A 12,719-nucleotide genomic window follows, 5' to 3' on the forward strand; every position below is an offset into this window, starting at 1 on the left:
GGTGACATCGCCGACGGCCTCGCTACAGCATGGCAACCGTCCCCGCCCGCAGCGTCGCCCGGCTCACCGACCGCCCCTGGGCCCGGCACCAGGCCCGCCGTGGGGGAGCAGTCGGCTGCGCAGCGATTCGTGCCGGTCGATCCAGCCGAGCAGTGCCCGCTCCAGCGCCCCGGCGTTCAGTTCCCCGGGCAGTTCGAAGACGGTCGCCAGCCAGGAGGCGGGCGCGGGCCGGGGCCGGTGATGCGTGCTTCCCTGATGTGCGCCTCCTGGAGGTACGACGCCGGCCGTGGATCCGGTGTCCAGGGGGTGGAGTGCGGTCCTGCGGGCGCAGGTCGCCAGACGGTGAGCATTTCTGGCAGGACATCAAGGTCGTGCATATCGATCTGACCCGCGAGCAGTTCCAGCGCGGTCAGGTGGTCAGCGCCGCCTGTGTGGTTTGGCGTCCTGCTGGACCGCTGCCCCGCCACTGGGCGGAGTGCCAACTCCTGCGCTCCCGTGTCGAGGCCCACCTGGGCACGCTACCGCCTCCGGCCGGCGGAACCGAACCGGACACGACTTCCCCCGGGTGAGCTGGTTGCCTCGGTCTGCTCAGCCCCGGCAGGACGGACTCTCGCCCATGCCGGGATGATGCCGCAACCTGAAGCGGTGTCACGGCGGGCCTCTCGTCCCGGTGGCGTCGTCACCGCTTTGACCGACCGTGTTCGATGCCTGCAGCCGTAGGCGGATGCTGGGCGTGGAGGGCTTCGTCAGCGGCGTAGCCCGGGGAGCATGCGGCGCGCAGCTCGGCCACGTCCGCCGAGGCGAGATCAATGGATGTTCCGATTCTTTCCGGTCTGACCTGCTTCTCTGCCCAAGAGAGCCACTCGGGCGAGGAGGTGACGCCGAGGAACCGTGCAAGCCGGCAGAGGCTGGCGACGGGGTCGAGCAGGAGCTGTTCGTAGCGAACGGTGGTCCAGCGGTCGAGGGGTATCCGGGCCAGCTCCGCGGCGCCTTTCAGGGTCATGGTCGACCAGAAGTCACCGAACGAGGCCAGCGGAATTTCACATTCCATGATCCGTTCTGCGTCGATTGCCGGGAATCGTCCGCTTTGTCCAGTGGCTCGATCCGCCGCATTGTGTACTGCTCGGGTCCAGGAGCCCTCCCTCTCGACGAGTACGGGTATCCGGCAACCGGCGTGCTTGCTCATCGACAGGGCGGAGTCCATCCCGTCCCGGCTGAGATAGATGAAGCGTGCCTCCGGAAACGCGCTGCGCAGGTCCGCCACCGCCCGGATGGAACCGCCGGTGCGCTCCACGGTCGCCGTACCGCCGAACCTGTCGGAAAGCAGGGAGAACAGGTGGCGGTAGTGGTCGGGGACTGGCCGGGTCGGCCAGTCTGGCACGATCGCCGCCAGCCAGTCGAAGACGCCGTCCGGGTCATCGGTCAGCGTCGGCAGGGTCATGTGGCTGATGAAGGGCACCCCGGTTTCCGGAGTGAACCGTCCGGTGGTGTAGGGGTAGAGAAATTCCGGAAGGGTGAGGCCGTCGCGCACCATGGCGTCAATGAAGGGTACGGGATCAGCGATCTGTCGCCAGAAATCGCCCCCGTCCAGGTGCCCGGCCAGCCGGTCTTTGATGGGCACGAGGCCGAATAATTCACTGATGCTCAGGATATCGGGGTTCGTATGCAGAAGTCGCGACAGTAGAGTTGAGCCGCAGCGTCCCGTGCTGACGACGAAAGTCAAGCTCATGTGGTGACCATCCTCTGCCCTCTTCGCATGCAGGTTGCCCAAGTACCGGAAGACGCTAGTCGACCGGCTGGCGAAATCACAGGGTCAAATGTCCCGGAGTAGTCCGCTCCGACGTGCTGGTTACCGCCCGGCAGTCGGAGGCGATCAGCAAGTAGCATGCTGCCCGGGTCCGGAAATGGTGGCCATGGCGAGCGGGGAGGGTGACGTGGCAGATTCTTTACCGTTCGAATTCGCCGTCGTGGCGGAGCCGGACTACGGTGCCGCAGAATGGTTGACGGTGATCCGCAGAAGCGAGGAATTCGGCTACGACGCCCTGTTGGTGACCGATCATCTACGGCTTCGGTTGGCTGCGGTCCCCGCATTGGCCATGGCTGCTGGGGTGAGCAGTCGGATCCGGCTGGGCACCTATGTCCTGAACAGCGATCTACGCAGTCCGGCCCTGTTGGCCTCGGAGATGGCGACGGTGCACACCCTCTCTGGGGGCCGGGCTGTGGTGGGCCTGGGAGCAGGCTGGATGCGTGACGACTACGTGCAGTCCGGCGTGGAACTGGAAGCCGGTGTGTCGCGGTTCGACCGGCTGCGGGCGGCGTTGCCGAAGGTGCGGGAAGTCCTGGCCGCGGCAGCCGCCGCGGACGGCACGTCACCCCCTCCTTTGCTCCTTGGGGGAGCCCGTCGCCGGATGCTGGAGCTGGCCGGGCAGGAGGCGGACATCGTGAGCCTGCTCCCGCCGATGGGACCGGACGGACCTACGGAATACACCGGGATGCTTGACGCCAGCGTCGAGGCACAACTGGCCTGGGTGCGTGCTGGGGCGGCCGGACGGGACGTACCGCCACGCCTCAATCATCTGCTGTGGGGGTGTTTCGTGACCCAGAACCCGGCAGCGGTGACCGATGCGCTCGCCCGGCGCTGGGGCTGCTCGCCGCAGACGGTGCCGCGCCTTGTGCCGTATCTGGTCGGCACCGCTGAGCAGGTCGCACAGAAGTTGCTGGCCCGCCGGGAGCGGTGGGGATTCTCTCTGGTCACGGTGCCGGCGGGGATGGCGGCGGAGTTCGCTCCGGTGATGCGGCTGCTGGGACGCTGATCAGCCTCATCGTCGGCGCTGTGTGAGGCTTCGTCCAAGATGGGGGGAGGGGCCGGGCAGGCCCGGCTCTTTGGATACCGCCGCTGCTGAAGGACTTTCCCGGCCACACCCGAACGCCGTTCATGGGCGAGCTTTAATGGTGAAACGGGTCAGTCCGACGGCGGTGGTGAGGATCAGGCCGACGCCGATCGTCCAGAGGAGGACTGATTCGGGAAGGTGCCCCAGCTGGGGAGCGATGGCGAAGCGAGTGGCCTCGGTGATGTAGACGACCGGGTTGGCCAGTACGACGTACTGCAGCCAGGGGAGGGGGCCGAGCGCCGCCCAGGGGTAGTAGACACATCCGAGCATGATCATGACGGGCAGGCCGAAGGGCAGGACGTTGGACACCTTGCCGGGGTTGACGGCGGTGCCGACTACGATCCCCAACGCGGCGAACAGGATGGAGGCTCCGACCACGGTGCCCAGCAGAAAGGGCCATCGGGTCAGGTCGAGCGCTGGTGGTGCGCCGGGGGCGTGCACGAAAGCGACGATCGGCAGGGCGACGCATGCCGCGAGAACTCCGCGCAGGGTGCCGTCTACGATCCTGGTCAGGGCGATGAGCGGTACGGGGAGCGGGGCCATGAGGGCCTGGTCGATGCGGCGCAGCGGCCCGAAGTCGAGGCTGACAGCGGTGAGAGCGGCGGTGAACGCTTGGTTGCAGGTGGCGACGGCGACCATTCCCGGCGCCAGGACCGTGGCGTACCCCTGGGTGACGCCGAGGCTCTGGCCACCGAGTTGCGGCAGGACGAAGTCGAAGACGAAGACGGTGGACAGCGTGATGATGGCGATCTTCATGACGAACCCTGCCGCTTCCTTGCGGAGCCGGCGGATCTCGCGGAACACGAGTACGAGAAATGGCCGCCAGATGGTCAGTTTGACATCTTTGGCTCGGGTCGCTGTGAATGCCATGGTTTTCCGTCTTCGGTCGTGGCCACCGGCTTGCGGTGGCCGGTGGACTGCGTCTGGTCAGTGCACGGCGGTCAGCGTGCCGATCGAGGTCGACTTACCGGCTCCGTCGCTGCCCAGCAGGCCGAAGAATTCGTCATGTCCGCGATGTGTCAGTCAGACTGGAGCGAGTTGGTGTCATGCTTGCCCTCGGGGGCGGTCGTCTCAAGGGCAAGCATGACGAGTGGGATGACGCGTCGGCGGTGCGGAACCCGTACCCTCGGGGGTCTTCAGGGCTTCCCGAGATCACCGTGAGGGGCAGCCCTGCACGGAGGCGACTAGCCGTTGTTGACGTTCTGCGCCACAGCGTTGCCGGCGGCTGCCGTGCCGGCTGCGGCGCCGATGGCTCCGACTCCCACCCCGGCCGCGGCCAGTTGGTTCGCCTGCTGGGCTGCTGCCAGTTGGCCTGCGGGGGTTCCGTCGACTACTTGCACGCCATCGGCCTCTGCCGCGGCTTGTGCCTCTGCCTGGGCGCCGTTGACTATTTGACCTGCGGGAGTTCCGTCGACTACTTGCTGGCCATCGGCCTGTGCCGCGGCTACTGCCTGCTGCTGTGCGTTGGCGGCTTCCGCCTCGGCGACCTGCGCGCCAGCCGCGTTCACGCCGCCCTCGGCGGCCGCGGGTGCGTTTGCGGCCTCCGCCTCGGCGACTTCCTGTGCGGCCTGCCCGAACTCCGCCTGCGCGAACTGTTCGGCCTCGGCCTCGACGAACGCCTCGCCCTCGGCCTCCGCCGCCGCTTCCCCCGCCTCAACCGCCCCTTCAGCGACGACGGCACCCGCCTCGACCACGCAGTTGATGGGGTCGGCCGCTGAGATGAACCCGGTGCGGTTGACCGGGGACAGGTCGGCGTAATCGGCCGCCCTGGTTTTCTTCAGTTGAAACATCTTTGCTTCCCTTCTCGTTTCCGTCGGATCGTTCCGCCGGTGGCTTTGGGGCCAGGCTTGACGTACGTGTCGCGCACGACGTCGCCGGGCAGGGGACTGCGGGGGCGGACGATGGGCCGCCTGCTCATCTGTCTGGCGCGGGCGTGCGGCTGGGCCGGTCGGGCCGTCAGGTTCGCGACTTCGGTGATGGCGCGGCTCGGGTGGGGATTTCGCAGGCGGCGGTGGCGCCGGGCATGCGGTGCCGGTTGACGGCCACGTTCCGGTAGACGTATGCGGCGAGGGTGCGTATGACGGGCAGGCGCAGCGCGTGGCCGGTCAGTCGCCAGGGGAGTGAGCCGCTGCTCACCGCGTGCGCGAGGGCGGTGGCGCCGCCGTGGATGTCGCCGTCGCTGACGAGGATGATCTCGCGTTCGAGTCGTTGTCGGGCAACGGGGAGGCGACGTGGGTCGAGGCTTTGCCAGGCGACGGTGCGGGTGTGGCTGAGGGCGTTGTGGTCGCGCAGCCATTGCACGCTGCGGGTACAGAATCCGCAGTCGTTGTCGTAGAGCAGCTCGGCATGACGGCCGGAGCGATCGTTTTGGCCGGGTGCGGTCACGATGGCTCAGCCGTGGCCGCTGTCGGCTGCGGGACGTGTTCAGCAGTCATGTCCGCGGTGGCCAGGTCGTGGAACGCGGAGACGTAGGTGATCTGCGGGGTCAGTAGTGGCTCGTAGACGGCGAGCTGACATACCGCGAACTGGACGTCGGTGGCGGTGCTGTCGTGGGGTACCTGGTTCCGTGCCACGTTCAGCAGGAGTTTGTAGCCTGTCGTCTGTGGCAGGAAGTCATTGCTCAGGACGGTGCTACCGGTCCGGTACACCTCGCGGACCGCGTCGTTGATGACTTTCTCGGGGCGGCGGAACGGGGCCCAGACGGCGTGGAGCAGGTTCCGTTCCTCGCCGACGACGACTTCCTGCCATTCGGTGAGAGAGCCGTCACGGTTCCGGTGGCGGATCAGTAGGTTCAAGTCGTATGTGCCCGGGTTGGGGCCGAAGAACCGGTAGTTGGGTACCGCCAGGCCGTACCGGGTGAACTTGTGCAGCAGCGCGGGGGACACGTCCAGGTTGCGCAGCACGGTCAACGTTCCCCACACGGCGAAGGCGGAGTACAGCGCGGTCCACGACGCGGTGCGCCTGACCCGGGGCCGCAGCTGCGGAATTCGGTGGGAGAGGGGGTCGGTGGTCACTTCTGTCCTCCCTGCTGCGCCGCCGGCTTCGCCGTGGCCGGAGACAGTTCGTTGATGATCCAGGTGATGGCGTCGGTGACGTGCGCCGCGAACGGCTGGTGGGTCAGCACGGTCAGATGGTCGGCGCCGGGCACGACCACTCGCCGGTTCACCGGGGACAGGTCGGCCAGTTCCTGGTGGAGCTCGTCCATGACGGGGTCCTTGGCGAGGGACTGCTGCGCGCTGATCACCGCGACCGGCCTCCCCAGTGCGGTCAGTTCGTCGGCGTGGGCGCTCCACTCCCGCTCAGCGACATCGAGTTCGCGTCGGGCGGCCCGCAGGTTGCGGGGCTGGAACGTCACCTTGCTCGTGATCTGCGCCACGTCCGGGGGCAGCTGGAACAGCGGCATGGTGCTGTTCCACGACGGGGGCATGCCCAGCCGGCCGCGCACGATCATCTGGTCGAGGTCGTTGCGGAGCTGCTCCAGCGCGGCGGCCTGCCCGGGCGAGCGCACATACTGCGCGGGGTGGGCCGAATCGACGAACACCATCCCGCCGACCAGCTCCGGGAAGTGGCGGGCGAAGATCCGGGTGAGCAGCCCGCCCACCGAGTGACCCACCAGGATGAACGGCCCGTAGGCGGCCACCGACCGCGCCGTCGCACGCAGGCTCTCGGGATACGCCAGAGCGGTCGACCGGCGTTGCGCAGGGCTCCACCCGATACCGGGCCGGTCGTAGGCGATCGAGGCGGTCTGGGCCGGCAATCCCCGCTGGACCCACGACCATATCGTGGCCGGGTAGCCCAGGCCGTTCTCGAAGAGCACCGTCGGGCCGCCACCGGGACGGGTGATCACATGGACCCCGCCGCCCCCGGCCATCCGCCCCGGTACCCGGGAATTGGGGCCCCGCACCTCGCGGATGGCGATCGCGGCGGTGACCGCGGTCAGGGTGCCACCGATCACCAGATTCTCGACCGTTTCCGCGGTACCCCACCGCCGGGACCATCCCGACAGCGCGTTCCACGTGGCCCGCATCACCGCACCCCCGACTCGAGACGAGCCGGCGCGGCCGGGCCCAGCCCGCGGGACATGTGCGCCACCGCCGGGTAGCTGGAGGCGAATCCCCACACGAACCGGTTCAATCCCATGAACCGGCCGTTGGCCAGGTGGAACATCGTCGACGCGGTCAGCATCGCACGGGCGACCGGCTTCGGCGCGACCAGCACCAAAGGGAACGCCAACTCCCCCAGGATCACCATCCACGCCAGCAACACCGGAATCGCCGGATGCTTCTTCGTCAGCTCGTACAGCCACTTGTCGCCGTAGGTGCTTGTACGAAAGATCCCGGTGATCGCCCGGCCGCTGCGCCACGTCGGCGAGGCCACCTTCACCGCACCCGAGACCGGATACGACAGACACGCCTGGAACGACAGGAACTTCAGGCACACCCGCTGCGCACGCGCGTCGTCCGGGAACAGCCGGGCCAAAAACGTGGTGACCAGACCCACGTAGGAGATGTGATCGGAACCGTCACCGCCGTAGTGCGTACGCGCGTTGCCCACACTGGCGGCGGCCACCAGCACACCGTCGAGCAGCTTCCGCTCCGTCGGCCCCGGCCGGCCCAGCAGCAGCCGTGCCGCGGCCAGGCCCCGCACGATGGTCATGCCCGCCACTCCCGGATAGCTGAACACCCGGTCCATGACCCGCACTTTCCAGTGGTCCTGATCGGGGAACCGCTCCCGCATCACCTGCCATGAGACGGTACCGTCGTCCCGGTAGTCGGAGATGCGGCTCAACTGCTCCAACGCCCCGACGAGCGCACATACCGCATTCAGCCGCTCCACCGCCGATATCGTCGACTCCGTTTCGGACCCCACCTGGGTACCCTCGAATTCCTTGGCCTTTTCGAGGACCGTGGTCCACGCTTGCATGCGTCAACCTCCTTAGTGAGGGGGCATCAAAAGGAGTTCGATTGACCCCTCGCTCGATACGTCTTGATCGACACTCGGGAACGAGTGAAACTGGACTGGACCAGACTGGCTGATCAACTGTCTGAAATCGAGTGTGCGCTACCGAGCCGGTCCCGGCCAGGGTCAAATATCCCGAGTCACCGTAAAGAACTCTCAGCGAAACCTCGGTCGCGGAGAATGCGTCGGAAACCAAGGGAGAAGGCGGCCGTGAGGGAGACCGGCGTCGAGGATTCCGACGCGATTAGCAGGCCGTTCTCCAGCGCGAATTCGTAGTGGAGCCGGTCGATATAGCCGACGAGGTGATACACGCAGGCGTCGACGCCCGGGCACTCGGTGCCGGAGAATATTACGGTCGGCCTGGGTGGTCGGCGGGGCGGGTTTGGTCCGGCCGCTATACCGGCACACTCGGACCCGGCTGGGTCTTGCTGGTCAGGGTGAGGAACACCCGGTCCAGGCTCGGAGCAGCGGTGGTAGCCGATGTGACGTGAAGTCCTGCGGACTCGGCGAGGAAGACGACCTCTCTGATGAGGCCATCCGGCTTGTGGGTGTAGAGCCGCAAGGTGTCACCGTGATGCTCGACCTTGGTCACCTCGGGCATCTGGTCGGCCGCTGCAGCGACAGCCTCGGCGTCCCCGCTGAGCTGGATGGTCACCACCGTCTGCAACCCCGCCTCGGAGCGCAGCTTGTCGGGCGAACCGATGGCCGTGATCTTCCCTCGGTTCAGTATGCCGATGCGACCGCACAGTTCCTGTGCCTCTTCCAGGTAGTGGGTGGTGAGCACGATGGTGGTCCCGGCGGCGTGGACCCCGCGCAGCAGATTCCACACCAGCCGCCTGGCTTTGATATCGACGCCGGCTGTCGGCTCATCGAGGAAGAGCACCTGTGGTTGGTGCATCAGTGCCCGGGCGATCAGGGCACGCCGGCCCTGGCCGCCCGACACCCTCCTGATCGTTCTCGACGCGACATCCTCGATGCCACACTCCTGGAGCAGGCGTGTGGCACGCCGCCGCGCTTGGCGAGCTCCCAGCCCGAACATCCGCCCGTGGAACTCGAGGTTTTCCGCCAGCGTGAGCTGCGGATCGAGGGAATTGCGCTGTGGGACCACGCTGATGGCCCGTTTGACCGCCACTGGGCGGTGCTTGACACTGGCGCCGGCCACCCGCATGCGGCCACGGGTGGGTTTGATCACCGTGGTCAGCAGGCCGATGAGCGTGGACTTGCCGGCTCCATTGCTGCCGAGCAGTCCGAAGAACTCTCCTTTGTCGACCCGCAGATTCACCCCGTCCACCGCAACGTGTGAACCGGTCTTACTCTTGTACACCTTTGTCAGGGCCTTGGTCTCGATAACCGGATCGGATGGACCGGCCATTAGAAGATCGCCTCCGGAGACTATGCGGTCGGCCACAGCGTGGTTTTCTCGGCCAGGGGCTCAGAGTCGATGTCCTGGCCGTCAACTACTGACCGGGGGTGCCAGGCCACAGCAGGACGTTACGGATTTCAAATTTCCTCTGCTGTGCCGATTACCGCCAGGGTCAAATATCCCGGGAATCGACAGTGAGGTTCAGCAACGCCGCCAGCGTCGAAATCTCGATGCCCGACGCGAAGCAAGGGCCCTCCGGGCTTTGCCGGGGGACCACTTTATGTGAACGGGAATTGTCAGCCCGTGTTGGAGTGCGCAGCAGGAAGCGTTGCCTGCCCGAACCGCGGGTCCTGCCTCTCGGCTACCGTGGCCCCCGCAGGGTTTCGACTGGCGCCCAGCCACAGCAGAACCGCCTCCGTCCCGCTCCGGACGTCCAGCTTGGCGTAGATGTTGCTGAGGTTGTTGCGCACGGTCTTCTCGGCCAGATGCAGCCGTTTGGCGATCTCGGGCGCTCCGTAGCCAGAGGACAGCAGCTCGATGATTTGCCGTTCCCTGGGGGAGAGGCCGACCCTCAGCGCCTCCGCGGGTCCCGGGTCCCCGCTCCCCACGGCCGCCACGGGGAACGCTCCCTTTCTGAGAGCCGTGCAGGCCATGGGGGAGAGATAGGTGTTGCCGGCCACGCAGTTCAGGACCGCCGAGTTGAGCATGCATGAGCAGTGGTCGCCGTCGACCAGGTATCCACTCACTCCGTGGCGGAGTGCCTCAGCGAGCCGGTCGGCTTGCCATACCGGGCTGCTCACGATCACCGGGATGGTCCTGCCCCGCATGGCGTCGAGCAGTGGCATCAAGGCGTCCACAGGATCGTCGCAGCGCAACACCACGGCGTCCGGGCCGTCCCGGTGGCCGGAGTGCAGCTGGTCATACGGCGGGAGCACAAACCGGGTCCGGACCAGACCGTTCTTGGCGGGCCACTCCGAGTACGGCCAGTCGTCTTCGGCACACGCGAGGCCGACGGTCAGTTCGCGGCCCAAAGGGTGAGGCAGGCGGTCGTGGCAAGGCGACGGGGCCGGAGGGCGGTTAGTACCGATATGTGAGGAATGTTGCATGTCCATACCTCTGTGCGTCCTTCCATTGACGCCATCAGTCTCCTGGCGAAGGGGCCACCAGTTTCAGCCGGTGGGGGAATCGCTTCCCCAGTTATCGCGGCGTGTAGAGCCGTTTTGGCTTGTCCGTCGTCTCCTCGGGGGCCGGATCGGGCTGGATCGCAGCCTCCTGGACGGAAGCCCAGCACGGGGGAGCCCACCACGGGGAGGGAATCACGGTGTTCTTGCATACGGCTCCCACGCCGGACATGTTCAAAGTTTGAGGAATTGTTTGGCCAACCGTCAGTCGCGGCCGTACTACTGCCGGGTAGCGCTGACGTGGGTCACCGGCGGTCCGTACCGGGTAGAGCCGCTGGTCATGGCCTCCCTGCCTGGATCGCAGGCATGTCCCGGTTCCAGGCCCGCTTCGAGAAGGAAAACATGGCGGCCCTCGGCCCGACGGCGTTCGAGAATGCCGTCACGGAAGGAAGTCAGTACGACAGTCCGGCCTGTGCGGTCGAATTGGCCCTGGTGGCGTCGGCCGACGCCCGGCGGAGTGCCGCAGTTGCCCGTGTCCCCTGGACGCCGGGAAACGGAGGTGGCCGCGCTCGTGGCGGAGGGCACTGCGAAGCACGTGCGTCAGCCGCCCCCCGCCCCTCGCCGCCCACGCGGTGGATTACCGCTTGCTCGCCCTCGTCACGGCCTGGCCGTGCCCTCAGTACCATGACACAGCGCCCGTAACCACTCCGCAGCCAGCAGCGGAGCATGCGTCGTTCACAGCAGGAGGCGCAGCAGCCGGTCCTTCCAGGTGGTGAAGGGCGGGTAGGCGATCCGGAGCGGGTCGGCGAAGAGGGGCTTGTCGAGGACGGCCTTGGTGTGGCTGAAGGTGTCGATGGAGTGCTCGCCGTGGTAGCGGCCGAAGCCGCTTTCGCCGACGCCGCCGAAGGGCAGGCCGGGGACGGTGAGATGGGCGTTGGGGACGCCGAAGGCCAGGGCGCCGGAGGAGGTCTGCGCGGTCAGGCGTCGCTTGCTGTCGGCGGAGGCGGTGAAGGCGTAGAGGGCCAGGGGTTTGTCCCGGTCGTTGATGAAGGAGATGGCCGTGTCCAGGTCGGGGACGGCGACGACGGGCAGGACGGGGCCGAAGATCTCCTCGTTCATCACCGGCGCGCCGGGGTCGACGTCGGCGAGGACGGTGGGGGCGATGTAGCGGCTGTCGCGGTCGTGGTCTCCGCCGACGACGGTGCGTCCGTCCTTGAGGAAGCCGACGAGCCGGTCGAAGTGGCGGGTGCTGACGATGCGGCCGTAGTGGGGGCTGGTGGCCGGGTCGTCGCCGTACATCTCGCGGACCGCTGAGGCCAGGTGCGGTTCGAGTGCGGTGGCCGTCTCGCCCACGGCGAGGACGTAGTCCGGTGCCACGCAGGTCTGGCCGGTGTTCATGAACTTGCCCCAGACGATACGGCGGGCGGCCGTGGCCAGGTCGGTGCCGGGTTCCACCACGACGGGGCTCTTGCCGCCCAGCTCCAGGGTGAGCGGGGTGAGGTGGCGGGCGGCGGCGGCCATCACGATCCGGCCGACGGTGCCGTTGCCGGTGTAGAAGATGTGGTCGAAGCGCTGTTCCAGCAGGGCCGTGGTCTCGGGGACGCCGCCCTCGACAACGGCCACCGCCTGCGGGTCGAGGTGGAGCGGCAGCAGCCGGGCGAGGGCAGCGGAGGTGGCGGGGGCGAGTTCGCTGGGTTTGACGACGGCGCAGTTGCCCGCGGCCAGTGCTCCGACCAGGGGGGCCAGCGCCAACTGCACCGGGTAGTTCCACGGGCTGATGATCAGGACGGTGCCCAGGGGTTCCCGGATCACCCGGGCGCGGGCGGGTGCGAGCGCGAGCGGCACACCGGTCCGACGCGGGCGCAGCCATCCATGCAGGCGGGCGAGCGTGTGTTCGATCTCGTTGACGGTGAACCCGATCTCGGTGGTGAACGCCTCCGTCGGGCTCTTCCCGAGATCGGCTCTCAGAGCCTCCCCCAGCTCCTGTGCGTGTTCCGTCAACAGGGTTCGCAGGGACCACAGTTGGGCGCGGCGCCAGGCCACGGACCGGGTGCGGCCGGATGCGAAGACGGTACGCAGTCGGGCAACGGTGGCCGCGGCTTCGGTGCCGGGCGCCCGGGTGGTGTCGATGGTGTCCATGTCAGCGGCTCTCCAGGGTGGCGGCCGTGGTGGCGAAGGCGTCGGCGGTGGCGAGGTCGAAGTCGCCGTGGTCGCTGCCGAGGCCCTGTGCCACCAGCGCGGCGGCGGCACAGCCGAGCACGCCGCACTCGCGCGGTCCGCGTCCCAGGCCCAGTCCGCGCAGGAAGCCGGCCGAGAAGGCGTCGCCGCAGCCGGTGGTGTCCACCACGTCGACGGCGAAGGCCGGAATCTCGATCACCTCGTCCT

Annotated in this window: 13 protein-coding genes; 2 read left to right on the forward strand and 11 right to left on the reverse strand. The window is 67.7% G+C overall.

Annotated features, from left to right (window positions below; all coding sequences use genetic code 11):
- Nucleotides 1–29: 29 nt before the first annotated feature.
- The gene (locus M8J73_RS45865; RefSeq protein WP_420834099.1) at nucleotides 30–569 is read left to right on the forward strand and encodes a YunG family protein; all 540 of its coding nucleotides are present in this window, start codon (nucleotides 30–32) and stop codon (nucleotides 567–569) included.
- Nucleotides 570–679: 110 nt separating this feature from the next.
- On the opposite strand, the gene M8J73_RS43420 is transcribed toward M8J73_RS45865, so the two are convergent.
- Nucleotides 680–1,729: a sulfotransferase gene (locus M8J73_RS43420; RefSeq protein ID WP_055540574.1), complete on the reverse strand. Its 1,050-nt coding sequence runs from the start codon at nucleotides 1,727–1,729 to the stop codon at nucleotides 680–682.
- A gap of 205 nt (nucleotides 1,730–1,934) precedes the next feature.
- Between M8J73_RS43420 and M8J73_RS43425 the strand changes: the two genes are divergently transcribed.
- Nucleotides 1,935–2,813, forward strand: a complete 879-nt coding sequence (locus M8J73_RS43425; protein WP_157873214.1) for an LLM class flavin-dependent oxidoreductase — start codon at nucleotides 1,935–1,937, stop codon at nucleotides 2,811–2,813.
- Between the two features lie 120 nt (nucleotides 2,814–2,933).
- Here M8J73_RS43425 and M8J73_RS43430 read toward each other — a convergent pair whose 3' ends face one another.
- From M8J73_RS43430 to M8J73_RS43475, 10 genes are all read right to left on the reverse strand, one after another.
- Nucleotides 2,934–3,761, reverse strand: coding sequence for an ABC-2 transporter permease (locus M8J73_RS43430; protein ID WP_079055024.1), 828 nt, complete (start codon nucleotides 3,759–3,761; stop codon nucleotides 2,934–2,936).
- A 314-nt stretch (nucleotides 3,762–4,075) separates the two neighbouring features.
- Entirely contained in the window at nucleotides 4,076–4,681 is a 606-nt protein-coding gene (locus M8J73_RS43435; protein WP_157873213.1) for a hypothetical protein, read from the reverse strand.
- Between the two features lie 166 nt (nucleotides 4,682–4,847).
- Entirely contained in the window at nucleotides 4,848–5,276 is a 429-nt protein-coding gene (locus M8J73_RS43440; RefSeq protein ID WP_055540570.1) for a thiol-disulfide oxidoreductase DCC family protein, read from the reverse strand.
- Nucleotides 5,273–5,905 (reverse strand): hypothetical protein, encoded by a 633-nt coding sequence (locus M8J73_RS43445; RefSeq protein ID WP_055540569.1) that lies wholly within the window; start codon nucleotides 5,903–5,905, stop codon nucleotides 5,273–5,275. Before M8J73_RS43445 ends, M8J73_RS43440 begins: the two co-directional genes overlap by 4 nt.
- Nucleotides 5,902–6,918, reverse strand: a complete 1,017-nt coding sequence (locus M8J73_RS43450; protein WP_055540568.1) for an alpha/beta fold hydrolase — start codon at nucleotides 6,916–6,918, stop codon at nucleotides 5,902–5,904. Before M8J73_RS43450 ends, M8J73_RS43445 begins: the two co-directional genes overlap by 4 nt.
- Nucleotides 6,918–7,814, reverse strand: coding sequence for an HTTM domain-containing protein (locus M8J73_RS43455; RefSeq protein WP_055540567.1), 897 nt, complete (start codon nucleotides 7,812–7,814; stop codon nucleotides 6,918–6,920). Before M8J73_RS43455 ends, M8J73_RS43450 begins: the two co-directional genes overlap by 1 nt.
- Nucleotides 7,815–8,244: 430 nt before the next feature.
- Complete coding sequence (locus tag M8J73_RS43460; RefSeq protein WP_157873212.1) at nucleotides 8,245–9,258, reverse strand: ABC transporter ATP-binding protein; 1,014 nt, start codon at nucleotides 9,256–9,258, stop codon at nucleotides 8,245–8,247.
- A gap of 251 nt (nucleotides 9,259–9,509) precedes the next feature.
- Entirely contained in the window at nucleotides 9,510–10,244 is a 735-nt protein-coding gene (locus tag M8J73_RS43465) for a response regulator transcription factor (protein WP_063799256.1), read from the reverse strand.
- An 825-nt stretch (nucleotides 10,245–11,069) separates the two neighbouring features.
- The gene (locus M8J73_RS43470; protein WP_055540565.1) at nucleotides 11,070–12,473 is read right to left on the reverse strand and encodes an aldehyde dehydrogenase family protein; all 1,404 of its coding nucleotides are present in this window, start codon (nucleotides 12,471–12,473) and stop codon (nucleotides 11,070–11,072) included.
- A 1-nt stretch (nucleotide 12,474) separates the two neighbouring features.
- On the reverse strand, nucleotides 12,475–12,719 hold a 245-nt coding region (locus M8J73_RS43475; protein WP_249829876.1), incomplete at its 5' end, for a carbohydrate kinase family protein.

The organism is Streptomyces neyagawaensis (genome assembly GCF_023516595.1).
GTDB classification, from domain to species: domain Bacteria; phylum Actinomycetota; class Actinomycetes; order Streptomycetales; family Streptomycetaceae; genus Streptomyces; species Streptomyces neyagawaensis.

What these genes read in the sequence shown, in the direction of transcription:
- M8J73_RS45865 (WP_420834099.1), top strand. Translation starts at nt 30, where the DNA reads ATGGCAACCGTCCCCGCCCGCAGCGTCGCCCGGCTCACCGACCGCCCC.
- M8J73_RS43455 (WP_055540567.1), bottom strand. Translation starts at nt 7,814, where the DNA reads ATGCAAGCGTGGACCACGGTCCTCGAAAAGGCCAAGGAATTCGAGGGT.
- M8J73_RS43430 (WP_079055024.1), bottom strand. Translation starts at nt 3,761, where the DNA reads ATGGCATTCACAGCGACCCGAGCCAAAGATGTCAAACTGACCATCTGG.
- M8J73_RS43420 (WP_055540574.1), bottom strand. Translation starts at nt 1,729, where the DNA reads ATGAGCTTGACTTTCGTCGTCAGCACGGGACGCTGCGGCTCAACTCTA.
- M8J73_RS43435 (WP_157873213.1), bottom strand. Translation starts at nt 4,681, where the DNA reads ATGTTTCAACTGAAGAAAACCAGGGCGGCCGATTACGCCGACCTGTCC.
- M8J73_RS43470 (WP_055540565.1), bottom strand. Translation starts at nt 12,473, where the DNA reads ATGGACACCATCGACACCACCCGGGCGCCCGGCACCGAAGCCGCGGCC.
- M8J73_RS43450 (WP_055540568.1), bottom strand. Translation starts at nt 6,918, where the DNA reads ATGCGGGCCACGTGGAACGCGCTGTCGGGATGGTCCCGGCGGTGGGGT.